The sequence below is a fragment of the Streptomyces sp. NPDC002125 genome (assembly GCF_053593715.1).
On the sequence record NZ_JBSFDD010000009.1, the window covers coordinates 205,969 to 227,626 of the forward strand.

Here is a 21,658-nt window from a genome sequence, read left to right on the forward strand (position 1 = left end):
CTGTACGTCACGGGAGCCGGAGACATGTGCGGTCCGTGTGCGGTCCGAATCCTGGGGCGCCGAGTATTGGACCTCACGCCGGTTGCGGAGACGCCCACGGCGTGACCCGTGGGGTAGGGAGCTGCACACTCTGAACAGCGGATGGCCGTCGGTGGCCCGCCCGGGACGACGTGCGAAGGGCCTCCGGGCGGGCTCCGCTGTCAACGATGCCAGTTGGCATCGAGTGACTGAGCGAGGCGCGACCGAAGTCGGGCTTGAGCTGGGGTGCCGTTGAACGGCAAACTCGGTCCCGGAGAGCAGCCGGCCTCCCACTGGTTCCTGCGGCAGCGGGGATGCAGCCCGCCCCCGGCGCGGGCTCTGCCCGTGCGCCTCCAGTCTGTGAGCGCGCCTTGCGATTCTGGGAGGAACCGCCATGCCCGTCACTGATGAACTCGCTGACCGCTTGCCGCCGGCCGATGCCGTGCACATGGCCTGGTCGCTGGTACTGGCGGCGAGCGAGCCGTCTGCCCGCCGTAAGAAGGCCGTCCGGTTCATCAAGAAATACCGGCCTGTCCCGGCCATGGAAGACACCCAGGGTGCGACCGTCTTCCTCATCGCATCGGTCGCCAGCCTGTTCTTGGGGAACCGGCAGACTGCTGGCGAGGACGCGGCTGGCGTCGTCAAGGTGCGCGAACTGCTGGCCGAACGGATTGTTGGTAGCGGTGCCGTCGCGGACCTGAGCGCACAGGACCGGGCCGAGGCGGTTGCCTTCATCACCGAGCTCCTCAGGCAGCTCCCAGCGGACGGAGAGCGCGATGTCCTGGCCTGGTACTACAGCTGGCGGGCGGAGAGGGCAGGGAGCGACCAGCCCGGCCCGAACCACATGGCCGTCCTGACGTGCGCGCTGCTGGCAGTGGTCGATCTCGGCGACGTCGCCAACGATCGACCGATCATGCGGGATGTCGTGGATCAGGTGCTGGAGAGGAACTTCCGCCTCCCGTAAGGGGCTGGCAGTAGGGCGCCGCGGACGTACCCGTCCTGGAACGCTGGAACTACTGACGTCACAAACCGGCACTCCCGAGGCCGACTGTGTTGTTGACAGAGGTGCCCGCTGCGGGATCCGTCTGCCGGAAGTCGTGAGCTGCTCCTGTCACGCTGCGTCCAGCTCTGGCCCTCTCCCCGCAGGGAGAGGGCCAGAGCCGTACCGGTGTCGGTGGGCGCGAGCTGTCAGTGCTCGTAATCCGGCTTCAAGCCGAGGACGTTGGAGATGAGCGGCACACCGATCGTCAGAGTGAGCATCGACCGGAAGGACTGGGGGATCAGGGTGCTGCCGATCTGGTGGAAGTGGTCGGCCAGAGTGCCCTCTTCGAAGCCGTCGGTGAGGAGGTCCCATGGTGATTGGCGGTGCGGTCGTTCCCTGAACTGGGTAGCCGTGGTGACGGCGTAGCAGATGACAGCCGGCCACAGCTGTTCGACCAGGTAGTCCTGCGCTGCTGGAGGGCTGTCCTTCTCGTCCTCTTCCAGGATGCCGGCCATTTCGGCGTGGAAGCGGTCGCGCAGGTCGGGGTGGGCGGCCTCGACCGCCATGACAAGGGTGTTCAGGCTTGTGCCTGGTCCCAGTCCCTGCAGGGCCGGCGGCAAGTCGCCGGGCGGAAGCCACACCCAGACCTGGCCCGGGTCGAACCAGTGCGGTAGCGGTAGCCGCAGAACGCCGTCGTCGCCTTCGAGTCGTTCGCGGAAGTCCGGGCCGGCGGCGCAGGCCAAGGGAGCGGTCACTGCTGACCAGCCTGCTGGCGCGGCGGCATCCTCGTCGGTCAGCGCGTCGATGAGGTAGGCCAGGCGCAGCGGGTGACCGCCGAGGGTGTCGCCGTCGAATACGCAGAAGGGGCAGTGGAGAAGCCGGTCGTGCTCGGTGGCCGGCAGCAGGTGGGCGGCCGGGTACCTGTCGCCACACAGGGAGCATTGCGCGTTATTGACCAGTTCGTCGACCTTGGATGCACGGGCGCGTCCGAGCTCCTCTCCTACCGTGTGCACGAGGTCCGTGAGTGGTGTGGTGCCAGGCAGGGTGAGCACCATCGCTTCCCCGGAGTTGATGGGGATCTTGGGCGTGATGAGGGTCAGCTCAGGGACGGTGGTGAGGTCGTAATGATCCGGGTCGTCGGGATCTGCCTCGGTGTCCGTTCCACCCGGCCGGGAGAGCATGGACCAGACCGGCCCAAGCCAGCTGGTCCAGATGCCGCCTTCGGGAAACCCGTCGGTCTCTACAGGCCAGCCCTCGACTTGGAACGCGTTGATCAGGCGGTCATGGAGGTCGGCCGTCAGGATTTCCTTGGGGGCGGGGGTGTGAAGTCGGGCGGCACGGGCGTGGCTGCCGCCATCGGCCTCGGCTCGGATGGCCAACTTCTTCTTGCGGTTGCGCGTCACGCGTGCTCGTCATCCCGTGCGGTCCCACGTCCCGCACTTCGGCATTTCAAGCACAGGTGATCGGTGAGTGAGATTCGACAGAACCTTGTCCGCCGGCGCTGCTGGTCACGTGGGGACGCGCAGCATCGGAGTCGGGCGATCACTACCGCCGCGTTGACGGTAGCGCGGCGGCCCCTACGCGGGCAATCGGCTCGGTGAGGCACCCACGATCGCGCTCTCGTGGGCAGAAGCCGATGAAGAGCCCTGACGGACGGCGCGCGGCGGCGCAGGTAGAGATGTCTGCCCGTTCATCCTGCCGCTTCCGAGCCGGTATGCTGCCCGGCAGGCGGCCACGACCGCCGACCGCTGAAGGGGCCTTCCGCCCACGCCGGAGACCTCGTTGGTAGGCCAAGCCGTCCTTCGACGCATCGTGCACCTGACCATGCCTGTCTTCAGAGCGGCGTGTGCGTGGGGCACGCCGCTGCATGGAGTCAGACATGCCTACCAATCCGCCCCGAAAGTCGCGGAAGCGCACGCGAGAACTGCGAGAGCTGAGCCGAGCCGCCGGCCTGCGGTTCACCGAGGCGATGCGGGCGAACGATCGCACCCGAGCTGGCGACCGGCCCCTACCGCTGCGCCCCTCCCCCACCCGCACCATGCTGTTGCCGCTCGTACCGGACGCCCTGGCCGGCCTGTACGAACTGGATGGCCTGCTCCTGAGGCTCCGCATGGACATGGTTCTGAATCATGAGGGGGAGCTTGTCGGCTATCGGGACAGCGGAGGTGTGCCGATCCCCGGCGCGCCGATTGAGGACGTCACCGAGGCGTACTGGCAAGTCCGCCATGCTCTACCCGAGGGGACGGAGGAGCTGGTGGACGGGACAGAGGAGTACCCGCCCAACATGCTGCTGCTGGTGGGGCCCGACGGCGGGAACGTGGTGCACCTGGCGTCGATTGAGGTAGCCGAAGCGGATCTCGCCCTGCTCACCACGTTCGCCGACGCCCTCGATCGCGCGGCCCGTCCGCGGCCCGGCTCGGAGTTCCAGGCCCTGAGAGAGGCGCTGGGTGAGCTTGGACGAGTGCCCTACTACTCATGGATGCCCAAGGGGGACGAGGCCGTCGTCGCCAACTGGGTGCGGCAAGCGCTGTCACCGGTCCTGGTCTCGCCTTTCGACGGCCCTCACGGATCCGACGACTACGAGACGCTGTCCGGTGTGCTGCGGTACGCCGAGGGCCTGGGCTGGGAGAGCGTCGAAGTGAACCAGGATGAAGAGGAGGCGGCCGAGCGAGCGTCGTTCAGCATGATGCACGCGGCGGGGTGGACCTGACAGCCCGCTCCGGGGCCTGGGGTCATCCGTGATGGCCAGAAGGCTGTGCAGCACCGATAGGAAGGGGCCTACCACTGGCCTGGTGGCGGTGGGCGTCTTCAGGCGGACGCGGTTCCGCGCCATCCTGCGTCTACTACCTTCAGACCCATGACGATTCCGCCCCAGCCCTCCTCCGCCAGCCCCGCCCCCACCGCTTCGGAGATCTCCGCTGCGCTGTCGGCGCTCGGTGTGTACGCCAGCGTCCCCTCAGAGGTCGAACTCGCGCAGCAGGCCGCTGCTGTCGGCGGCGAGCAGGTCCTGGCCGCCATCCTCGCGAACGCCCTGTACGGGGCGTCGATCGGCACCGGGATGGTCACCGAGGGCCGGATGCTCGAAGGCGGTGCCGGCGGCCGCGAGCTCGGCCTGGCCCGCGAGCAGGTCCTCAAGGCGTCCGGCGCGGACGGCGTGGGCGTCATGGGCGTCCTGCACTGGCAAGCGGGCCAGGTACGTCAGCTGCTGAAGACGATGAATGAGGGCGGCGCCGGGCCCATCGTGGAAGCCGCTGGGCACGCGTCCAACGCGCTGCTGGACCTCCTGGCCTGCACGACCGTGACCGCCGTCGACGACGTGCGCGCCGCCGAGATCCCCGAGCAGCTCGTCCGTGCCCGCCGGGCGCTCGAGGCTGGCATCGCCGCGATCGACGCGCTGCCCGGCGCTGTCGCCGAGATGTTTCTCGGGTCCGTCACTGACTGACGCAGCGCAACGAACGCCTCGTGCCCGCGGGCATGTTCTCCCCGGGCATACCGGCTGGCCAGCGCTCTGCAGCCGGTACAGGGATCCGTCACGGTGGCGTACTCATCACGGCTTTGTGTACCTGCTCGGCGCGGCGGCGAGCCCGATGGGGCCTGCCTGCATGCCGCGGACGCCTCGCCGTGTTCGGTGCCCGAGGATTCGAAGGGATCGCGGCCGGGGTCGCGTCTTCGGATCCCAGGCTGCTGCCCGGTTCAGCGACGGGACGCCGCTCGCCCCCGGAAATTGCGCAGCCCTCTGTCGGTGCCGGGTGGAAGGATCGCCAGTGGCCGGCCGTCCGGCCGTAACGGGGGGAGAACCATGAGCAGCGAGAGCACGTACGAGTGGCCACGCGGGGCGACACCGTCGGACATGATCCAGCTGGAGGCGTGGCTCGCCCAGCACGGATGGGAAGTCGACCCCACCGTCTACATGGCCGGCGCGGGCGGTGCGGCCGTCCAGGTGCGGCGTACCGGCGCGGCCTGGCAGGACGGGGAGGCTGGACTGCTCATCCTGCCCGCGGAGACGGTGCTCTGGAACGGCACCCGGGTGCAGATCGCACCCCCGGCTGCTGTACCGGCCCGCTGTGCAACCTCGTAGGGTCAGGGTTCGAAGATCACGAGGGGTAGGGGTTCGGGTGGACATCAACGAGCAGATCGAGGCGTCGCGGACGTGGGAGCACGGCGACCCGGGGCCGCGCCCCTACGACCCGGACTCCGCCGCGCTGGTGCGCATGGCCGCGTTCCTGGAGCGGATCGCCACCTTCATCAAGGAAGACCCGGAAGCCTCGGCCCTGGTCCACGCCGGCAACGACCCGGCCGTACTGCTCCCGTTGGCGGAAACGGCCCCGGGCCGGGAGCGGCTGCGCCTCGCGTTCGACGAAGACCCCGGCATGGTGATGTGGCTGGAGTCCAGCGCCGCCGGCCGGGACGTCCTCGCCCGGGTCCAGATGTCCGTGGACACCCCGGACCCGGGGGTGGCCGCGGAAGCGATACGCACCGCGCCGTCACCGCGGGTCGCCGAGCAGCGGCGCCGACGGCACGAGGAGAGAGTGCGGGACCACGAGGAGCACCTGCGCTACCTGGCAAGCCCTGAGCACGCGGCCCGCAGGCAGCAGACGTACGAGGTGATGATGTCGGCCCTCGAGGCGCAGCGCGGCGCGGAGTAGAGGCATCACACGGCTGGCGGTGGCGAGCGCCTACATGCTTCCGGCCCCCTCCGAACTTCATGTCGGAGGGGGCCGGTGCGTTGGTAGCGGGGACAGGATTTGAACCTGCGACCTCTGGGTTATGAGCCCAGCGAGCTACCGAGCTGCTCCACCCCGCGTCGGTAGGACCACCCTACGCTACTGGCCGTCGGTCCCAGACCGCATTTCCCCTGGCAGCGCCACTTCTGCCCCACCAGCCTCAATTTCGGTATCCAACGCACTCTTCTGTCCCGGCGGGCCTGTAGGTGAGGGGCCACACCGGCCCCGGAACGAAGGAGGACGCGGTGAAGGAAGCGACCAGGGGCCCTGTGATCGCGGTGGGCCTGGCGCAGCGGCCGGGCACGGAGCCCCCCTGCGCAGACGGGGTCGACGTGCAGCGGCGCGGGGAGACGGTGTGCGCGGCTGTGGTGGACGGGGCCGGGCACCACCCGGACACCGTGCGGTACGCCGCGCTCACCCCGCCGGTGATCACGCACATCGGGATGGAGCTGGGCGGGCTGCCGGGGCTGATGACGGCCGGACAGATGGCCGCGGCCTACAACCGGCCACCGCACGCGTCGGCGGTGTTCGCCTGCGCGCAGCCGGGGCAGCAGACGTCCGTCCATTGGATCGGGGACTGCCGGGCGTACGGCTGGCGGGAGGACGCCGGGCTCACCCTCTGGTCCGACGACCAGACCATGGGGAACTGGTTGCGGTGGAACGGTGGTGCGGCTGTGCAACTGGAGGCCGCGAAGCACGACAATTGGGCCCGCCTGGGGCTGGCGCAGTCCAGCGCGGCGACGTGCCGGCAGGTGCAGATCCCCGAGGCGGGGGCCCGCCTCGTGCTGGTGATGTCCGACGGAGTGTCCGACCAGGTGAGGGCGGAGACGATCACCCGGCTGTGCAGCGAGCACTCGGACGGGCCGCAGGCCCTCGCCGACGCCTTGGTGGCGGCGGCCGAGGCCGAGGAGAGCGGCTACCGGGACGACGCCACCGTGGTGGTGCTGCGGCTGCGTTAAGGGGCGTTTCGCAGGCCCGCCGCCGGCGCTCCGCACTCTCGGGGCGCCGGCGTCAGGGCCGCCCGGCCTCGTTGAAGTCCGGGTGCCCGCTGTCGGTCACGGCGATGGCCCGGGCCACCTCGTAGACGGGACAGTCGTAGTGACGCGGTAGGAGATGGCCCCGTTCGCAGGGGTCGGTGAGTGGGAAGTCCGCTTCGCCGCAGGTAAACAGGGGGACTCGTCCGCGATCAGCAGGCGCAGGGTCTCCAGCCGCAGGGCAGCGCGTCCGGTGTCGGCGGCGTCCTCCGCCAGGCGCGCGATGGCGAACTCGACGACGTCGAGGGGGCGTTCTCGTCTCCTTCCATCGTGGGCAGTCTGCACCGGCCGGCTCATCTCGGTGGGCGTTCACCCGGGCGGGTGGCACGTCCTTGGCCGCCTGAAGGGCTCGGGGCTATGGTCGGGCGCGGCCCCCGTGCGGCCGAAGGTTCCCGTCCCGTCCCATGACCGCGACGTACATCAGGCCGAAGGTGCTCCGCATCAGCGCGTGTTTCGTCCTGTCCGTGCTGTCCGGCCGGCGGGTCATGGGCCGCGGGCTGTGAAGGACGTACCGATGACGAAGAACCACGCTCGCAAGTCCGCGGCCCGCGCCCGCGCCGCCATGACTGGCCAGCCCTACACGTCCGCCGGCCTCCGGCGCGAGTCCGAACTCGTCGTGCTGCGCCAGTACGGGAACGGCGGCCCGGGCTGCCTCACCCTGGTCGTCGCGAACTGGACGGCTCCGGGGAATCGGTCCCTGCTCGGCATCGCGCCCGGAGTGGTGCACCAGTGGCCGAGTTCCGCCCAGCCCGGCAAGCCGCGTGTCGACCCGTACCGGCACATGATCGAGCACGGCTGGTCCGACGGCGCGGATCCCTCCATCGGGGTGGCCCAGTGGGGTGTCGTGTTCGCCACTCCGGATGGCGTCCTGAGCGGCATCGCCTGGGACGACTGCCTGCTGTACGCCGAGGCCTTGCAGCTCACGCCGACCAACCACGCCGCGCTGGCCTGTGCCCATGACGGTCTCGTCCGCGTCGTGGTCACCAAGACGGCACAGCCGGCCGACCGCAGCGCCACCCAGGCGTGGGTCCTGAGCTTGCTGTCCACGCCCCGGCTGGCGGTGAAGGCCTTGTTCCAGATCCACGAGTCGCCCTCTGCCTGCCGGGCGCGTTTGTGGAGCACGTCAACAACCGGCTGCCCGACGGTGTCGCCCTGGTCTCCCCCGGATCGGGTTTCCTGCCGCCGTGGTTGACCGGCCCGGCGTAGCCCCGGCGTTCTTGCGGATCAACGGCTCGCGCGGGCCGTAGGGTCCAGGCAGCGCCGCGGTACGCCGTTGGGCACGCCCGACGACGACCTGGAGCGCCCAACGGTTCATCGCGGCGTCATCACGACGGCTAAGGCAACGCATGCTCTGAGGCTGACGTTGGCGGCTGACACCGGCCGCACTCTGACCGTGAACGCCCGCTCGTGGACGGTCACCGACCGCGCCACAGGGGGGCCTGTCCGGACCGACCGGCCTGATGAGGCCGCCTCGCGGGTGCGCGGCGGCCTCATCATGTCGCCCTGCGGGTCACGGCCGGAAGTCCATGCGGAAGTCGGGGTGTTCCGAGAACGCGGCGAAGGCGGTGCACCGCAGGGACCAGCCCAGCGCACCGGTGCGCTGGGCGAGAGGTTCGTCCTGCCGGCACCGTGCTGCGTGCTCGAAGTTGGCGGAGAATTCACCGAGCACGCGTTCAACGGCGGCCAGCAGGCCCCGTTCTGCGTCTTCGGCGGCCGGGGCGCGCTCCGCTATCTGCACGCGCAGGAATGCGACCAGGGCACGGTCACGCTCCAATGCCCGCTCGTCTTGCATGATCGCGTGGAACGCCATCTCGTCGGACACCGTGGAGCACCTTTCGGGAGAGAGCGTGAAACGGGGAGGGCGGAGCGACCGGAATCCTGTAGCGAGCCGTGCGGTGGCGCCGGTCAGGCGGCCAGGCCGAGGAAGCGGGTCGGGTTCTCCCTCCAGGGGACCTTCTTGCGGCGGTAGGCGTCGAAGGCGGTGCTGCGCAGCGAGTGCCGTGAGTGCAGGGCGACCGTCTCAGGCGGGTTGCCGGCGGCCAGGGCCTGCTGGATCCAGCCGCGCCGGAAGCTATGGCCGGTGATGCGGCGGACGGCGGCGCGGGCCGCGCGCCGGGCGGTGCGCCAGGTCTTGAGGACGGCGTTGGCCTCCTCGGCCGTGGGCGCAGCGTCGGCGGCCGCGAACGCCTCCTGCCTCGCCCGGGCCGCGGCGGCGCGTTCCTCGGAGGTCGGAGTGGGGGTCAGCTCGGCGGCGCGGGCGGTGGCCTTGATGATGTCGTTGACCGTGTCGGCGGTGATGCCGCCGCGGCGGCGGTCGTCCTTGGGCGGGCGCCCGGCGGCCTTGACGCCGATATTGCCGTGCCGGTCGATGCGGCGCAGCAGCGGGCCGGGGGTGAGCTGGCCGTCGTCGGCGAGGACGTCGAGCCATTCACGCAGGGCGTGGATGGGGCACAGTTCCGTGTCGGCGGGGGCGAGGATGCGCACTTCCTGCCCGCGCGCGGCCTGGTCGGCCTTGGAGCGGCGGATCTTGATGATCAGGGCCTGGTGGGGGCGCTTCCGGCCGTCCTCGTCCTCGATCTGCACGGTGCGGATCTTGGCGTCGTGCAGGTTGAGGCGGGCGGGCTCGGAGGCGCGGGCGGCCATCCACCAGGCAATGAGCAGGACGGCGGCGTCCCGCTTGCCGCGCGCCGTGGTGCGGTCCAGCTTGCGCACCATCAGGCGCAGTTCGTCCAGGTCGACGGCGTCGGCCTGGAGCGGGCCGGGCTCCACCAGGGGGTCGTCGGCCTCCTCCCCGGCGCGGTGGCGGATGACGAGCTGGCAGGCCTTGACCTCCTTCTCCGACAGCGGTGTGCCCTGGATGGCGCGCATCGCGCGCAGGGTGCTGAAGTGGGCCTCGATCGAGTTCGCGGGGTGGCCGCGGTCGCCGAGGTCGGAGAGGTAGGACAGCACCGCGTTGGGCTCGTCCTCGGCCCAGTCGTAGGTGGCGCACCACAGGGCGTAGGAACGCCAGCGGCTGGCCCGGGCGTTGTGGGAGTTGCGGGGGACGGAGTCGGTGAGCTTGCGGGCGGCCGAGGCCGAGATCCGCTCGCCGGACGGAGAGACGATGTCCGGCTCGGCGCGGCGCCGGCGCCGGACGGCCGGAGTGCGGCCGGGCCCGGCGGTGGGGACGAGTTCGGTCGACGTCATGACGCGGGCTGCTCCTCGTGCGCGCGGGCGGTGGCGTCGGCGGCGGCGTTCGGGCGGGGTTCGCTGCCGGGGAGCGGTGGCTGGCCGGCGGCCTGGCGGCGCTGCACGGTTGCGGTGTGGGCCCGCAGGGCGGCGGCGGCCGGGTCGGCGGCGAGGTGCAGCACGCGGTCGCAGGCGAGGCAGGGGGTGCCGCACAGGGAGCGCTCGAAGTCGTGCGGGCTCACGGGCAGGGTGCCGCAGGCCATGCGCCACCGGCCGGGGCGCTCCTGGCGGGCGGTGTGGTCGACGCGGCCGCCGTGGACGCGGACGAGCCTGGTCTCCGCCTCCACTTCGCGCAGCACCTCGGCCATCTCGTCGCGGATGAAGACCAGCGGGCGTGCCGACATGGCCGGGCGCGGGTGGGCAAAGGGTGCTGTCGGCGGTGTCACCGGCCGGCCTCCGGTCGCTCAACGTGGAACTCGATGAACTCGCGGCCGCCGCGCATCACGGTCTTCTCCCGGAAGGGGGCTCCCTCTGCCGCGAGCTGGGCCCGGAACTGGTCGGCGGCGCTGGTCTTCCCGCTACTCGGGGGGCCCAGGTAGATCTCCTCGCCGGGCAGGTTGGCTTCCGGGAACAGCCCCGCGTCCGCCGGTACCTGCTGCTGCGGGATCTCCCCCGTCATCTTCTCCCCCTGCGCTCTCGGGCCGTCCTGGCGAAGTTGTTGCGTGAGCCGGATACCTGCCCACGCGGGTTGTCGTGTCCCCCGCAGTTTCTGATTCCGGCTAAGCAGAGAGTATCCGGAATCAGGACCCGGCGCAGGGCCGACACCTGTCCGTACGGGATTCAACGAAATACGGCGTCGAGAGCCCGCCCGGGCAACGCCGAGGGCACAGGAGGCGATCTGAACGCTCGACGGAGCTGGCGGTATGACCGGGCCGGTAATACACATCACGTCCGAGAAGGGCGTATAGAGCTTCACAGCAGGTCAAAGGCAGTTACACGTCACACCGTTACGGCTCATTAGTCATCGTGTTTGAGTTGAGTTGTAAGTTCAAGATCCATCCTCTACGGTGCGGAAGGACCCGGTGACCAGCCGGGCACGAAAACGCGGACCCCCGGACGCTGGGAAGCGAGGAGAACCCGTTGAGACGGCGGCGATGGCGCGGCGGGGGTGGGGACGGTCCGCTCATGGACCTGGTCAACCTGGCGGGCATCTTCGCGCCCGTGCTCCTGGCCGCGGTCCTCCTCGGCCGGCACCTCGGCTGACGCCGGCCACGCGTCAGCCGCCCTCCACCTTCAACCCGAACGGGGAAAGCCATGCAGAGTCCTGCTGAACTGCGCCAGAGGGCGGCCGAGTTGGAGGACCGCATCCCTCCGGCCGACGCCGGTCCCCGTACGGACAGCGAGCGGATGTTCGCGGAGAAGGCCACCGCGCTGCGCGCCGAGGCCGACCGTCTGGAGGCCGAGGCGGTCCCCGGCACCACCGGGACCCTCGCCGAGCGCATCAGCGACGTCATCGCCAACGAGGTCCCCGCCGCCTACGCCGATCTGGCGAGCGCGCGGGCGCGTGAGGTCGTCGCGGCGTGGCAGGACGACGCCACCCAGACGCTCGACGGCGTCCGGGCATGGTTCGCGCTGTACCGCCCACAGCTCTCCCGTTCAGCGGCCCACGCGCTGGACACCCTGCTGGACCAGCACGCCGACGAGGAACGATGAGCACGATCCCCTACACGCACTGGGCGTACTTCCCGGACCGGGCCAGCGCTGAGGGATGCGCGAAGGAACTGGCGGACTACGTGACCCGTATCAGCGAGCCGGACCCCGCAATCACGCCGAAGTGGCAGCTCCTGGCCGCACGTGACGTCGAGGTCAGCAGGCTGGTGGAGCGGCACCGGGAGGTCGAGGCGATCGTCACCCGGCACGGGGGCGACTACGACGGCGGAGAGGCGACGTACGAGTCCGGGCGCCCCGTGGCGGACCCGATGATCGTCGACCGCGACGAGAACTGAAACGGCCGGGAGACGAGAGCAGCGATGACCACGAAGACCCTCCGGCGCGGCAAGGCGGCCGCCACGGACGAGTGGCTGGCCAGGAAGCTCATCGAGGCCGGGTTCGGCGGCGCCGACTGCGACTTCCCCGACTGCACGAACGCCCGCGCACCGCGTCCTCCGGGCAAGTCCGGCTCGCCGACCAAGTTCTGCGTGCAGCACAACAACCCGCGCGACCGCCAGAAGGCCTACCGGGCACGCAAGGACCTGGAGAAGGAGCGCGCGGCCCGACCGGAGCCCGTGCCGGTGCAGCAGGCCGTCGCCCGGGGCGTCCGCGAGGAGCAGGTCCTCGCCTCCCTGCTGCCCCGGGTGCTGACCGCGCTGGAGGCCGTGCACCAGGGACAGCAGGCAGGCGCGGACACCGCGGCGATCGCCGCCCACATCACCGAGGTCAACAGCGCCGCCGATGAGCGGGCCCGCCAGGCCGAGGCGCGCCGCGAGGCAGCGGTAGAGGACGCCGGGAAGGCCCGCGAGGAGGCCGCCCGCAGTGAGCAGGACGCGGCCGACGCACGCGCGGAGCAGCAGGCAGCGCAGAAGGAGGCAGCCACCGCCCTGCGGGAAGCCGCTGACGCCGACAGCCGCGCCACCGCGGAGCGCGCCGCGCACGACGAGCTGTCCGGGGCGCATCGCGAGCTGCGCGACACCCACCAGCAGCTCAGCGGCGCGCACGACCTGCTGAAGACGCGGCACAAGGAACTGGAGCAGGCCCACACCGACCTCACTGAGGAGCACCGCCAGCTCGTCGCCGCCCACGGCCGGCTCCAGGGCGAGGCCAAGACGCAGAGCCGCCGCCTGGAGGAGTTGTCCGGCCAGCACACCCGGCTTGAGGAGACGCAGCGGCGCACGGCCGCCGACCTCGCCGCCGCCCAGAGCGAGAACACCGGTCTGGCAGCCCGTCTTGAGGAACTCCAGGCGCACCGCGAAGAACTCAAGACCGAGAACGGCCGGCTGAACGGCCTGCTGGAGGAGGAACGCGAGCGGCACCGCCGGGAGCTGGCCGCCCTGCAAACGCAGCTCGACACCGCCCGGAAGGCCCCCGCCCCAGACACGACCGCCGGACACGACGACAGCGACACCCTCGGTCCGGACCCGGCCGACAGCGACGAAGGCACCGACGCCGCACAGGACGAACCCAGGGCTCCTGTCGCCATCGAGGACCTGGGCGTGCACGGCGGGGCCGGGTGGACGCTGGTGCGCTACGAAGACGATCACAGTCGCTGGCGGGTGCTGCGCGACGGCGAGATCGCGGGCAGCATCCAGCCCGAACACTCCCTGCACGGAACCTCGCTCCTCGGCTGGTCCGCCCGGACCAGCCACGCCATGCCGCTGCGGCCGCCCCACGGCCAGAAGCACTTCGCCAACCGTGAGCAGGCCGCGGGCGCGGTAGTCCGAGACGGGCTGCGCCGAGCCGCGGCCCCCGGCTCGGCAGCCGCGGTGGCCGACGCCTTCGCCGCGCTGACCGAACCGGACCAGAACGCTCTGGTAGCCGCCGTCATCCCACTGGCCATCGCCACATCGGAGCGCGCCGGCAAGCTGGCCCGCCTTCCGCAGGCTGTCCGGGAAGCCGCCCTGCGCACCGCGCTGCGGGTGCCCGGCGAAGCCGACCTCCAGCAGCTCACTGCCCTCGACGCCGCAGAACTCGGCCGCAGCAAGGAAGCGCGGCAACTGCTCCGCGCACTTCAGGACCTGTCCCCGGCCGCGGCGCAGCAGGAGACCGGTCCGGTGGACCTGGGCACGATCGGCGGACGCGCCTGGCGGCTGGAGCCCGACCCCACCTATCGGGGCGGCTACCAGGTGTTGGCCGACGGAACCGAGCTCGGCGCCGTCGCTCCCGTCCGACAGCGCAAGACCGACACCGTCCGGTGGACGGCCGAGCACCGGCGGCGCGCTCTCGGACGCGGCCCGGCCCATGCCGGCCGGGATGCCGCTGCCCGGGCCGTGATCGCGGCGGAGGAGGCCTGGGTTCCGCTGCCCGATCTGGACGACGAGGCCTACCTGCGCATTCCGGCGGGGCTCCGCAGCGACCTCTACGTCGCGGCCGGACGGGTCGACTCGCGGCGCGGCCGGCTCGCCCAGGTCCAGCCGGGCGCCTACCGCCAGCAGCTCCACGCCGCACTCAGCCAGGCCAGGCGCAGCGCCAGCGGCCGGATCCGCAGCCAGCACCTGGCGGTTCTGCTCGACGCCGCCCGCGAAGACCTCGGCGCTCCCGGTAGTACAGCCGCAGACCGGTTGTACAAGGCGATTCAAGGCATCCGCAGCGTCTTCGTGACGAGCACGTCCTCGAGGCCATAAGAGGCCGTCTCGGAAAGAAGCTGTCTCCCCGACCGAAGACGATGGAAGACACCACATGGACACCCTGCAACCGGCCGATCCTGTAACCACGGCCGTGACCACGCTTCTCCTGGCACACCACCCCAAGGCGAAGTTCGACGCGACCGGCGCCGTCGTCACGGCTGGATTCCTGTGCTCACCGGGCGCGCCAGGTTCAGCTCAGGCACGCGTCAGCCACCGCACCCCGTTCCCGAGTTCCGCCAATGGGCTTTCTTTCGAAGGGGTCGCGGCTGAGGAGTACGTCCTCGTCGCCGCCTATGCCGACCTCCTGCGCGAACACGGCTGGACGGTAATTGACCGTACGACCAACCGGCCCAGGCTTCTCGTCTCGAAGCCCCCTGCGGTTCCGCTCCAACCGGACTGAGGCTCCTGCGCTACGCCTCTGTACCCCCGTCTCGAGCTGTCGCATTCTTCAGGCTGCGGTCGGGGAGTCCGCGGGCAGGCTGATGTCCGACCCCTACATGTGAGGCGTCGCCCGGGGCCGGGCTGCTTCTTCGGTGAATTCGCGAGAAGACGACGCTATCGAGGTTCGGCGGTTCAGTGGGCTTTCCCAACGCCTTCCTGGAGCTGTCATGAACCTTGCCGACCTCAACCGTCTGCGTAGCGAAACCAAGCACCTGCGCGCGGTGGACACCCAGGACATCCCCGGCGCGGAGCGAACCCTCCTGCTCGGCTACACCTGTGACCGGGACACTTGGCATGTGTACGTGCGTGGTGCCTACCTGCACGTCCTGGTGTACAACCACGTCACTCGCGTAGTGGTGCGCTACGAGAAGCACTTCCACTGGCAAGCAGCCGACCTGGTGCCTGACAAGCGGGTCTACCCGGAGAGCACCGACCTGGAGTTCGCCCGGCTTTTGACGTCCCACGGGGTGGATCTTCAGTTCGCCTCGTTCGACACGGCCCGATTTGACCGCCTCGCGCGGAAGCCCTTCCACGGGGCGATCTACGACTCGGCCACTCGGGGTCTTGCCGACGTGGAGGGAGGCTCCCTGTGACCGCTGTGGGTGAACAGCAGGGGACGCCCCCGGAGATGACCAGTTCCTGGACGCCGCAGGCTCACGCCGAACGGCTCGACGCCGAACGCCGGGAACGGCAGGAGTTGGCCCATCGGATCGGCCGGACGCTCGCTGCCGAGTTCAACGACCGACAGGTCGAGGGCGGAGGCTGGCGTCACCAGGTCGCTCCCGTGAACTTCGTGAGCGTCCTCCTGACGCACCCCAGCGGGATGAGCTTGTCGCTCACGCATGAGGGCAGCTACCGCAAGGACGCGGCAGGTAGGCGGCTCACGGTGCGCGACGGCTACCCATCCGAGTACTGCGGATGGCGAGCCGAGCCCGTGACCGTGGGGATCGACACCTCCAGCGAAAGCAAGGCCCGTCAGATCATCAGGCGTCTGCTGCCCGACTACCTGAGCACCTTCGGGGCTGCCCGTGCGATGCAACAAAGGGTCCAGGAGGAAACACGGAGCCGGCAGAGGCTCAACCGACGCATGCAGGACGTACTGCCAGCGCTGCGGGCCGCCCCGTACGAGCAGCCGCATGCTGTCGACGCCCGCAAACAGTCGCATTGGTCAGCGGCTCAGCATCGGCCAGATGGGGCCTCGGCGCCCCGAGCGCACTGCTCCGGCTCCGTACGACTGGCTGATGACGCCTCGTCGGCAGAGGTCCTGAAGCTGACGAACGTGCCAGCAGACCTGCTCCTGGAGATCCTCGCACTGGTCAACGCGCAATCGGTCCTCGAAGGCCGCGTGATGCCCCGAATGATCTCTCCCCAGCGCCCCGAGCTGCCCGCCGCGCCCACGGTCATCCACGTCTGAAGCCGGAGGCGGGGCGAGTCCAGGGCCGCCCACGCCTCCAACCGCGCCCGCCCGGCCGGGGAGGCAGCTCGCACCCTCTGCGAGCGCACCGGTCCGTTCACATGCTGTCCGCCAGCACCGCCCCGCGGCTCTCCCGCCCGTCTCGTCGGGTGCTGCGGCCATGGTCATGGGCGTACAGAAATAGCCGACTCCCTGCGGAACCACCTCGGGCCGGTCGCGGTCTGCCCCCGGGTGCAGCGGAGGGAGATTCGCCACGACTGCGAGCTGGGCGCGGACTCGACAAGCATCGGCTCCACTTCGCCGCCCTACCACCGAGCGGCGCGACGTCGGCGGCCTCCAATCGGCGGTCTCGCCCCGTCGAAACTCACCTGGACTCCCAGACGAAGGAACGCGCGTATGACGGAAGAACTCAAGAGGATGCTCGACGGCTTCTCGGTCGGCGACCATGTGACGGCCACGGGTGCTGACACTCGCGGTCATCAGGTCACTCGCACGGGCTACCTCCTCGCCGAACCGCAGCTCGTTGGCGCCCGGCGCAACGGCTGCCCGGCCAAGGGCCTTCGCCTGTTCATCGGAGCGAAGGGCACGGACGCGAGCGACCGCACCACCTGGACCACGCTCTTCTCCGACGCAGGCGTCATCGAGCACACCCCGGAGCCGGAGGCCGGCAAGTGGTCCATGACCGAGCTCCGCTTCGTTCCGGGCGTGAAGGCCAGCAGCCACACGACCCGCATCCTGTTCGGTGGCAAGGGCGGCGCCCGCTCGACCGGACCGACCCAGGCCACGCCAGTCACCGTCACGTACACCGACGACGGCATCTACGCTCTGTGGGACCCGGCCTCCGACACGACGCATGCGACCATCAGGCTCTCGGCCAAGATCTGGTGGGCGCACCTTCCTCCGGAAGCCGCCGTCGATCCCGCGAGCGCGGAGTAGCGGCGGCCAACGAAGACCTGGAAGCCCACCCCTAGCAGCGACGCCCCCACCGTGGAGATCCACAGTGGGGGCGTCCGTGTCGAGTTGGTGGGGCACGCCTTGCGGCGGCAGGTCAGCGCCTACGCCTGGGGGCGCCCTACCGTGTGATCACCATCGTGTCGGCGACCTTGTCGTGCAGGCACTGCTGGTACGGCTTATCCCAGCAGCACCAGAGCGGGTTGAGAAGGCCGAGGACCGGAATCACCGCGGCGACGAAGAAGAAGGTCTCCCGTCCCATCGCCCGCCAGAACCCGGTCGGCAGGGCTGACTGGCTCCGCACGATGCGAATCTTGCAGATCCTCTTCCCGATGGTGGAACCGAACCGCCAGACGCTGAAGGGGAAGTACAGGACGTAGGTGGTGAGCAGCCAGGCCACCAGCACTGTCTGTCCGGCGGCACCGGCGCCGGAATCGATCCAGATCATCAGCGGAATCGCCGTCACGAAGTAGGCGACGTACCAGATCACGAGGTCCAGAAGCCGGGCGCCAAGCCGGGCGCCGATGTTGGCGAGCAGCGGGCCTGCTGGCGGCCCGCCATACACAGGCCCGACGTGGGAGTGGCCCGGGGCGTAGGACGCGTACGCGGCCGGGGCGTGGCTGGGTGAGCCGTACGCGCTGCCAGCGGCGGGGGTGGGGCCGGAAGGGCCGTAGGGCTGTGTCGTCATGAAGGCTTCCTGGACCGTCGGTGGTTGGGACGCTGGAAAGCTAGGCCCCGATCCGGACATCTCCCTTGGCCCGCCCTCTACCCGACGCAGGGTGGCCTGCGTCGACGCGCGTACGGCTCGGAGGGACGGGCCTGAGTCGTACGCCCTCGAGGGGCCGTGTGTTCTGCCGGCGGATACATCACCGGTGGCGCGCCGCCCAGTCTGATCCGCTCGGGTGCTCCGCGTATGCCGCCTACTGCTGTCCGACTGGGCACCTGCCGGTCTCGGGCATCACGGCCGCCGGTCCTCGCCCGTACGAGCCTCTGGCCCCCGGATCCCGTTCAGTCTGCCTCCCAGCCGGAATCCGAATTCTAGGAGAGCAGCATGACGACCACACTGGAGCGCCTGGCCACTGAGCCGCAGCACGAGACGGCCATCCTCCTGCCCAACGTGTGGTGCGACGTGCAGCGTTGTGTCGTTGCGCTGTGCCCGTGCGGCAGCACAGCCAGAGTAGACGTCCGTGATGGCGTCCTGGGCGCACACGAGCCGAAGGCCGAGTGGACCTTGGACGGTAAGCGTCGTGCTGTCATCCGGGACGCGTCCGGCATCGGCTTCACCTGCCGCTACAGCGGGCGGACTATCACCCTGGCCTCCGCCCTGGCGCGTGACAACGTGCTGACCCCGGCCGAGCGCCAGGTCCGTGACAGGACTCAGCGGCTCCTCGAAGCCGGGGTCGTGTTCGCCCCGCCCCGCGGATACACCCTGCCGAAGGCAGCGGCGAACTTGCTCTCGCATGCCGAGGACCACGGCTGGACCGTCGCACAGGCCTGGACCCCGTACGAGGACGGGTTCACCTTGAACGTCCGCGTGAGCCGTGCGGTGGACGACGGGCTGGGGTGGCAGTTCGACCTGTCGTGGTTCTGCGCACCCGGAGTCGCGCGGCGGACTCGGTTCGGGCTGAGCCGGTCGCCGGATCGCAGGGGTCTCTACGACACCCCGTCGGTGAAGGCGATCCACGGTGTCATCGCTGCCCATTCCGTGCGCCAGAAGGCATGACGCGCTGCGGCGCCGGCTGGTCACGCTGTCCGCGCGCGTGGACGCGCATCCGTACTGGGAGGGCCGCAGTCCTCCGGCGGGCGCTCGTGCGCAGGTGCGCCGGCTGGCCCGTGAGCGGGTGAGCCCGCCGGATGGGTTCGGGTCGTGAGGCGACGAGGACTGCCGGGTCGGCGCCGCGGGTTGTCGAGCGGTCGGAAGGTGGCTGGCGCTGATCCGCGTAAGAGGTCTGGCCTGGCGCATTCTCCCGCTGCGTCGCCCCGGCCGGGGTGCTTGCGTCCGGGCGGTCGAGCTGACGGGTTCAGCGGGTTCGGGCTCGGCCGAAGAGCAGCCGGTCGGTGGCGAGTGTGGCATCCAGGTAGGCGTCGATCCGCGCGGCGTCGGCGGTCTGCGGCAGCGGATCCAGTCCCAGAAGCAGGACCGCCTCTGCGTTGCGTGCGACCAGTTCGGTCCAGGGGCAGCGGGTGGGCAGCCGGAGCCGGCGGGAGACCCCGGGCACGTGCAGCAGCACCTGGTCGCCGACGATCTGCAGGCAGCGCTCCAGCTCCGGAACGACCTCTCGGGCGCCGGTCAGGCCTCCCAGGCTGGCGGACAGCCGCCGCATCCCTGCCTCGGCCGTCTCGGTGGTGCCCGAGCCGGTGGGAGCGCGGGTGATCAGGATGTGTGCGGCCTCATGCCCGTCCGGGCGGGTGTCGGCCCAGGTCCAGGCGGCAAGGGACACCAGCAGCCGCAGATCAGGGGCGGGCGGCGTGAGCAGGACTGTCATGCTGTCGTGCCTCCCGCGGCCTTGAAGCAGCACCAGACGATCTTTCCGGACGGGGCGCGGTCCTGGACTCCCCAGCCGTCGGCGAGCGCGGCCACCAGGATCAGGCCGCGTCCAGAGGTGTCGGTGTCGGCGGTCTGCCGGGCCAAGGGGTGCCGACGGCGGCTGTCGTGCACTTCCATGCGCACGGTTTCCTCCTGGGCGTCGAGCTTGACCAGGAAGCCGTGTCCGGGCACGGTGCCGTGGACCATGGCGTTGGTGGCGAGTTCGGAGACTCAGAGCCGGATGTCTTCGACACGGTCCGGCAAGCCCCAGTCGGTCAGGGCCTCGGAGGTGAAGGATCTTGCCTGGCTGATCGACTCGGGGCGGGCCTCGAAGAACTGTTGGGTCGTCAGGGCCATCGTGGTCCTCGTGACTCGGCGTCCAGGACGCGGGTGGTGCCGGGCTGGCGGTGGCGGACGGGACCGGTGCGGGCAGCGGCGTGGTGCGTGGTCCGGGGCTTGCGGACCAGCAGCAGCCGTGAGCCAGCCGCCTCGATCCGCCGCCTGCGTTCGGCGGCTATGGCCTTCGGTCCCAGGTGCGACATGGCCGGCGCGATCACGCCGTAGACGTCCGGCAGCGCGAGCACGTCCAGCAGCCCGGTGAACGCCGCCGACGCGGCGCCCGCCGCCGTGTCCCGGTCGGTGAAGACGCCCGACAGCTGCAGTTCGTGACTGCGGCAGTACTCGGCGAGCGAGCCGACCAGTGCCTCCTGCCGTGCCGGGGAGACCCGCACCAGCCGCAGAAGGCCGTACACGACCGGGCCGTTGACCTGGCGCTGCTCGGTGAGGGGTTCCATGCTGGGGACCATCCAGAAGGCTCGGCAGAGAAGTGACGCTCTGAGCGTGGCCGCTGCCCAACTCGCCGCCAACCAGCCGTCGTTCTACTTCCGTTCCACTTCCGTCCCGCCGACTGCACGGACCGTGCTTCGATGACGGGTGGAAGGGAGTGACGACGCGTGGCGACGGTGCACCACTGGACTGGCCTGGAGGCCAAGGCCTTGCGGGGCGCTCTGCGTCTGAGCGTGCGGGCCTTCGCCCAGCAGCTGGGCCTGGCCGTCGCGACCGTGTCCAAGTGGGAGAGCAAGCTCACCGACACCGCGCCCCGCCCTGACACCCAGGCCATCCTGGACACCGCCCTCAGCCGCGCGGACGTCGCCGTCCACCTGCGCTTCGAGACGATCCTGTCCGAGATGACCAGCACCGGGCCGAGCGTCGGCCGGCCTCGCATCACCACTTCTGGTCCCAGAGCCTGGGAGTACGAGAGCTGGGCCGACGACCTCGACCGCGTCGTGGTCGCCCTGTCACGGCAGAACTTCACCTTCGCCGACAGCCTCCTGAACCGGTGGCTCACCCGGTTCCAGGCGTCCGAGCTGGACGTGAAGGGCCTGTATCTCTTCGCCCGGTCCACCGCGCTGCTCGGCGACCTTAAACGCGACCAGGGCGCCGTCCTCGGCCCGCTCTCCGCCCGCCGCTCCTACGCCGACGCCCGCGCCATCTTCACCCAGCTCGATATCCCCCGCCGCGTCGCCCAGCTCGACCTCTCCCTCGCGGTCGTCACCGAGATGTCCGGCGAGCTGGAGCTCGCTGCCCGCCACTACGAAACCCTCGCCGTCGACGATCGGCTCTCTCGCCGCGACCGCGCCCGCGCGAGGCTGTGGGTGGGCACCTCGCTCAGCAAGGACGGCCAGCACGACTACGCGACCCGTGTCATGCAGGCCGCCACCCGCGACTTCGAAGACCTGACCGAACCGGACGACTGGTCGGTCGCCCACCAGAAACTCGCCCTGGCCCGACGCGGCGCCGGCGACCTCACCCAGGCCCTGCACTTCATCGACATCGCCCGCAGCAGCGGCACCATCGAGTCACCGATGCAACGCGTGCGACTGGACACCGCCCATGGCCACATCCTGCTCTCCGATCCGGCGACCCGGGATGATGGACACCTCGTCCTCGACCAGGCCGCCAGGCAGGCCGCGCAGTACGGACTCGTGCACCAACTGCACAGCATCGAGGGCATCAGGGCCATGAGCGAGGGGCCGACCGGCCCCCGGCAACGGTGACC

The 21,658-nt window shown here is 70.4% G+C and carries 27 protein-coding genes and 1 tRNA gene; 17 read left to right on the top strand and 11 right to left on the bottom strand.

What is annotated here, in order from left to right; all coding sequences use genetic code 11:
• Positions 1-412: 412 nt before the first annotated feature.
• The gene (locus ACWCQM_RS18275) at positions 413-982 is read left to right on the top strand and encodes a hypothetical protein (RefSeq protein ID WP_450916244.1); all 570 of its coding nucleotides are present in this window, start codon (positions 413-415) and stop codon (positions 980-982) included.
• A gap of 224 nt (positions 983-1,206) precedes the next feature.
• Here the strand turns inward: ACWCQM_RS18275 and ACWCQM_RS18280 are convergent, their stop codons facing one another.
• Positions 1,207-2,403, bottom strand: a complete 1,197-nt coding sequence (locus ACWCQM_RS18280) for a hypothetical protein (RefSeq protein WP_450916245.1) — start codon at positions 2,401-2,403, stop codon at positions 1,207-1,209.
• Between the two features lie 476 nt (positions 2,404-2,879).
• On the opposite strand from ACWCQM_RS18280, the gene ACWCQM_RS18285 reads away from it, so the two are divergent.
• The 4 genes from ACWCQM_RS18285 to ACWCQM_RS18300 all read left to right on the top strand — a co-directional run bounded on the left by ACWCQM_RS18285 (position 2,880) and on the right by ACWCQM_RS18300 (position 5,646).
• On the top strand, positions 2,880-3,710 hold the full coding sequence (locus ACWCQM_RS18285) for a hypothetical protein (RefSeq protein WP_450916246.1): 831 nt from the start codon (positions 2,880-2,882) through the stop codon (positions 3,708-3,710).
• Between the two features lie 147 nt (positions 3,711-3,857).
• Complete coding sequence (locus tag ACWCQM_RS18290; protein WP_376620779.1) at positions 3,858-4,442, top strand: DUF6245 family protein; 585 nt, start codon at positions 3,858-3,860, stop codon at positions 4,440-4,442.
• Positions 4,443-4,799: 357 nt separating this feature from the next.
• A complete protein-coding gene (locus ACWCQM_RS18295; protein ID WP_450916247.1) occupies positions 4,800-5,078 on the top strand; it encodes a hypothetical protein in 279 nt (92 codons plus the stop codon).
• A gap of 37 nt (positions 5,079-5,115) precedes the next feature.
• The gene (locus tag ACWCQM_RS18300) at positions 5,116-5,646 is read left to right on the top strand and encodes a hypothetical protein (RefSeq protein ID WP_332758413.1); all 531 of its coding nucleotides are present in this window, start codon (positions 5,116-5,118) and stop codon (positions 5,644-5,646) included.
• An 81-nt stretch (positions 5,647-5,727) separates the two neighbouring features.
• Here ACWCQM_RS18300 and ACWCQM_RS18305 read toward each other — a convergent pair.
• Positions 5,728-5,804, bottom strand: a tRNA-Met gene (locus ACWCQM_RS18305).
• Positions 5,805-5,969: 165 nt separating this feature from the next.
• Between ACWCQM_RS18305 and ACWCQM_RS18310 the strand changes: the two genes are divergently transcribed.
• Both ACWCQM_RS18310 and ACWCQM_RS18315 read left to right on the top strand, forming a co-directional pair.
• Positions 5,970-6,683, top strand: a complete 714-nt coding sequence (locus tag ACWCQM_RS18310; RefSeq protein ID WP_450916248.1) for a SpoIIE family protein phosphatase — start codon at positions 5,970-5,972, stop codon at positions 6,681-6,683.
• A 589-nt stretch (positions 6,684-7,272) separates the two neighbouring features.
• Positions 7,273-7,950: a hypothetical protein gene (locus tag ACWCQM_RS18315; RefSeq protein WP_450916249.1), complete on the top strand. Its 678-nt coding sequence runs from the start codon at positions 7,273-7,275 to the stop codon at positions 7,948-7,950.
• A 318-nt stretch (positions 7,951-8,268) separates the two neighbouring features.
• Here the strand turns inward: ACWCQM_RS18315 and ACWCQM_RS18320 are convergent, their stop codons facing one another.
• From ACWCQM_RS18320 to ACWCQM_RS18335, 4 genes are all read right to left on the bottom strand, one after another.
• Complete coding sequence (locus ACWCQM_RS18320) at positions 8,269-8,580, bottom strand: hypothetical protein (protein WP_450916250.1); 312 nt, start codon at positions 8,578-8,580, stop codon at positions 8,269-8,271.
• A gap of 83 nt (positions 8,581-8,663) precedes the next feature.
• Positions 8,664-9,944 (bottom strand): integrase, encoded by a 1,281-nt coding sequence (locus ACWCQM_RS18325; protein ID WP_450916251.1) that lies wholly within the window; start codon positions 9,942-9,944, stop codon positions 8,664-8,666.
• Entirely contained in the window at positions 9,941-10,330 is a 390-nt protein-coding gene (locus ACWCQM_RS18330) for a hypothetical protein (protein WP_450916252.1), read from the bottom strand. The genes ACWCQM_RS18325 and ACWCQM_RS18330 overlap by 4 nt, the downstream gene beginning before the upstream one ends.
• A gap of 38 nt (positions 10,331-10,368) precedes the next feature.
• Positions 10,369-10,605: a hypothetical protein gene (locus ACWCQM_RS18335; protein ID WP_450916253.1), complete on the bottom strand. Its 237-nt coding sequence runs from the start codon at positions 10,603-10,605 to the stop codon at positions 10,369-10,371.
• 461 nt (positions 10,606-11,066) lie between these two features.
• Here ACWCQM_RS18335 and ACWCQM_RS18340 point away from each other — a divergent pair, with 461 nt between their 5' ends.
• From ACWCQM_RS18340 to ACWCQM_RS18375, 8 genes are all read left to right on the top strand, one after another.
• On the top strand, positions 11,067-11,189 hold the full coding sequence (locus ACWCQM_RS18340; protein WP_376620789.1) for a hypothetical protein: 123 nt from the start codon (positions 11,067-11,069) through the stop codon (positions 11,187-11,189).
• A gap of 51 nt (positions 11,190-11,240) precedes the next feature.
• Positions 11,241-11,639 carry a hypothetical protein gene (locus ACWCQM_RS18345; protein WP_376620790.1) on the top strand — a complete coding sequence of 133 codons (399 nt, stop codon included), beginning with the start codon at positions 11,241-11,243 and terminating at the stop codon, positions 11,637-11,639.
• Complete coding sequence (locus ACWCQM_RS18350) at positions 11,636-11,932, top strand: ribonuclease E inhibitor RraB (RefSeq protein WP_351867314.1); 297 nt, start codon at positions 11,636-11,638, stop codon at positions 11,930-11,932. Before ACWCQM_RS18345 ends, ACWCQM_RS18350 begins: the two co-directional genes overlap by 4 nt.
• A 24-nt stretch (positions 11,933-11,956) precedes the next feature.
• The gene (locus tag ACWCQM_RS18355) at positions 11,957-14,263 is read left to right on the top strand and encodes a hypothetical protein (protein WP_450916254.1); all 2,307 of its coding nucleotides are present in this window, start codon (positions 11,957-11,959) and stop codon (positions 14,261-14,263) included.
• 55 nt (positions 14,264-14,318) lie between these two features.
• Positions 14,319-14,666 carry a hypothetical protein gene (locus tag ACWCQM_RS18360; RefSeq protein WP_450916255.1) on the top strand — a complete coding sequence of 116 codons (348 nt, stop codon included), beginning with the start codon at positions 14,319-14,321 and terminating at the stop codon, positions 14,664-14,666.
• Positions 14,667-14,874: 208 nt separating this feature from the next.
• Positions 14,875-15,300 (top strand): hypothetical protein, encoded by a 426-nt coding sequence (locus ACWCQM_RS18365; protein ID WP_351867323.1) that lies wholly within the window; start codon positions 14,875-14,877, stop codon positions 15,298-15,300.
• Complete coding sequence (locus ACWCQM_RS18370; protein ID WP_450916256.1) at positions 15,297-16,121, top strand: hypothetical protein; 825 nt, start codon at positions 15,297-15,299, stop codon at positions 16,119-16,121. Before ACWCQM_RS18365 ends, ACWCQM_RS18370 begins: the two co-directional genes overlap by 4 nt.
• A 396-nt stretch (positions 16,122-16,517) precedes the next feature.
• A complete protein-coding gene (locus ACWCQM_RS18375) occupies positions 16,518-17,057 on the top strand; it encodes a hypothetical protein (protein WP_351867328.1) in 540 nt (179 codons plus the stop codon).
• A 136-nt stretch (positions 17,058-17,193) separates the two neighbouring features.
• On the opposite strand, the gene ACWCQM_RS18380 is transcribed toward ACWCQM_RS18375, so the two are convergent.
• Entirely contained in the window at positions 17,194-17,760 is a 567-nt protein-coding gene (locus ACWCQM_RS18380; RefSeq protein ID WP_450916257.1) for an RDD family protein, read from the bottom strand.
• A gap of 363 nt (positions 17,761-18,123) precedes the next feature.
• Between ACWCQM_RS18380 and ACWCQM_RS18385 the strand changes: the two genes are divergently transcribed.
• Positions 18,124-18,795: a hypothetical protein gene (locus ACWCQM_RS18385; protein WP_450916258.1), complete on the top strand. Its 672-nt coding sequence runs from the start codon at positions 18,124-18,126 to the stop codon at positions 18,793-18,795.
• A 298-nt stretch (positions 18,796-19,093) separates the two neighbouring features.
• Here the strand turns inward: ACWCQM_RS18385 and ACWCQM_RS18390 are convergent, their stop codons facing one another.
• The 4 genes from ACWCQM_RS18390 to ACWCQM_RS18405 are packed head-to-tail and all read right to left on the bottom strand — an operon-like array spanning position 19,094 to position 20,393.
• On the bottom strand, positions 19,094-19,558 hold the full coding sequence (locus tag ACWCQM_RS18390; protein ID WP_450916259.1) for a hypothetical protein: 465 nt from the start codon (positions 19,556-19,558) through the stop codon (positions 19,094-19,096).
• Entirely contained in the window at positions 19,555-19,806 is a 252-nt protein-coding gene (locus tag ACWCQM_RS18395) for an ATP-binding protein (protein ID WP_450916260.1), read from the bottom strand. The genes ACWCQM_RS18390 and ACWCQM_RS18395 overlap by 4 nt, the downstream gene beginning before the upstream one ends.
• 24 nt (positions 19,807-19,830) lie before the next feature.
• A complete protein-coding gene (locus ACWCQM_RS18400; RefSeq protein WP_450916261.1) occupies positions 19,831-19,956 on the bottom strand; it encodes a hypothetical protein in 126 nt (41 codons plus the stop codon).
• Positions 19,947-20,393 carry a hypothetical protein gene (locus ACWCQM_RS18405; protein WP_007490484.1) on the bottom strand — a complete coding sequence of 149 codons (447 nt, stop codon included), beginning with the start codon at positions 20,391-20,393 and terminating at the stop codon, positions 19,947-19,949. The genes ACWCQM_RS18400 and ACWCQM_RS18405 overlap by 10 nt, the downstream gene beginning before the upstream one ends.
• A 159-nt stretch (positions 20,394-20,552) precedes the next feature.
• Here ACWCQM_RS18405 and ACWCQM_RS18410 point away from each other — a divergent pair, with 159 nt between their 5' ends.
• Positions 20,553-21,656, top strand: a complete 1,104-nt coding sequence (locus ACWCQM_RS18410) for a helix-turn-helix domain-containing protein (protein ID WP_351867341.1) — start codon at positions 20,553-20,555, stop codon at positions 21,654-21,656.
• The last annotated feature ends 2 nt before the right edge of the window (positions 21,657-21,658 follow it).

What these genes read in the sequence shown, in the direction of transcription:
- ACWCQM_RS18355 (WP_450916254.1), top strand. Translation starts at nt 11,957, where the DNA reads ATGACCACGAAGACCCTCCGGCGCGGCAAGGCGGCCGCCACGGACGAG.
- ACWCQM_RS18325 (WP_450916251.1), bottom strand. Translation starts at nt 9,944, where the DNA reads ATGACGTCGACCGAACTCGTCCCCACCGCCGGGCCCGGCCGCACTCCG.
- ACWCQM_RS18365 (WP_351867323.1), top strand. Translation starts at nt 14,875, where the DNA reads ATGAACCTTGCCGACCTCAACCGTCTGCGTAGCGAAACCAAGCACCTG.
- ACWCQM_RS18375 (WP_351867328.1), top strand. Translation starts at nt 16,518, where the DNA reads ATGACGGAAGAACTCAAGAGGATGCTCGACGGCTTCTCGGTCGGCGAC.
- ACWCQM_RS18315 (WP_450916249.1), top strand. Translation starts at nt 7,273, where the DNA reads ATGACGAAGAACCACGCTCGCAAGTCCGCGGCCCGCGCCCGCGCCGCC.
- ACWCQM_RS18380 (WP_450916257.1), bottom strand. Translation starts at nt 17,760, where the DNA reads ATGACGACACAGCCCTACGGCCCTTCCGGCCCCACCCCCGCCGCTGGC.
- ACWCQM_RS18360 (WP_450916255.1), top strand. Translation starts at nt 14,319, where the DNA reads ATGGACACCCTGCAACCGGCCGATCCTGTAACCACGGCCGTGACCACG.
- ACWCQM_RS18335 (WP_450916253.1), bottom strand. Translation starts at nt 10,605, where the DNA reads ATGACGGGGGAGATCCCGCAGCAGCAGGTACCGGCGGACGCGGGGCTG.
- ACWCQM_RS18395 (WP_450916260.1), bottom strand. Translation starts at nt 19,806, where the DNA reads ATGGTCCACGGCACCGTGCCCGGACACGGCTTCCTGGTCAAGCTCGAC.
- ACWCQM_RS18275 (WP_450916244.1), top strand. Translation starts at nt 413, where the DNA reads ATGCCCGTCACTGATGAACTCGCTGACCGCTTGCCGCCGGCCGATGCC.
- ACWCQM_RS18390 (WP_450916259.1), bottom strand. Translation starts at nt 19,558, where the DNA reads ATGACAGTCCTGCTCACGCCGCCCGCCCCTGATCTGCGGCTGCTGGTG.
- ACWCQM_RS18330 (WP_450916252.1), bottom strand. Translation starts at nt 10,330, where the DNA reads ATGTCGGCACGCCCGCTGGTCTTCATCCGCGACGAGATGGCCGAGGTG.
- ACWCQM_RS18350 (WP_351867314.1), top strand. Translation starts at nt 11,636, where the DNA reads ATGAGCACGATCCCCTACACGCACTGGGCGTACTTCCCGGACCGGGCC.
- ACWCQM_RS18405 (WP_007490484.1), bottom strand. Translation starts at nt 20,393, where the DNA reads ATGGAACCCCTCACCGAGCAGCGCCAGGTCAACGGCCCGGTCGTGTAC.
- ACWCQM_RS18295 (WP_450916247.1), top strand. Translation starts at nt 4,800, where the DNA reads ATGAGCAGCGAGAGCACGTACGAGTGGCCACGCGGGGCGACACCGTCG.
- ACWCQM_RS18345 (WP_376620790.1), top strand. Translation starts at nt 11,241, where the DNA reads ATGCAGAGTCCTGCTGAACTGCGCCAGAGGGCGGCCGAGTTGGAGGAC.
- ACWCQM_RS18400 (WP_450916261.1), bottom strand. Translation starts at nt 19,956, where the DNA reads ATGGCCCTGACGACCCAACAGTTCTTCGAGGCCCGCCCCGAGTCGATC.
- ACWCQM_RS18385 (WP_450916258.1), top strand. Translation starts at nt 18,124, where the DNA reads ATGACGACCACACTGGAGCGCCTGGCCACTGAGCCGCAGCACGAGACG.
- ACWCQM_RS18285 (WP_450916246.1), top strand. Translation starts at nt 2,880, where the DNA reads ATGCCTACCAATCCGCCCCGAAAGTCGCGGAAGCGCACGCGAGAACTG.
- ACWCQM_RS18290 (WP_376620779.1), top strand. Translation starts at nt 3,858, where the DNA reads ATGACGATTCCGCCCCAGCCCTCCTCCGCCAGCCCCGCCCCCACCGCT.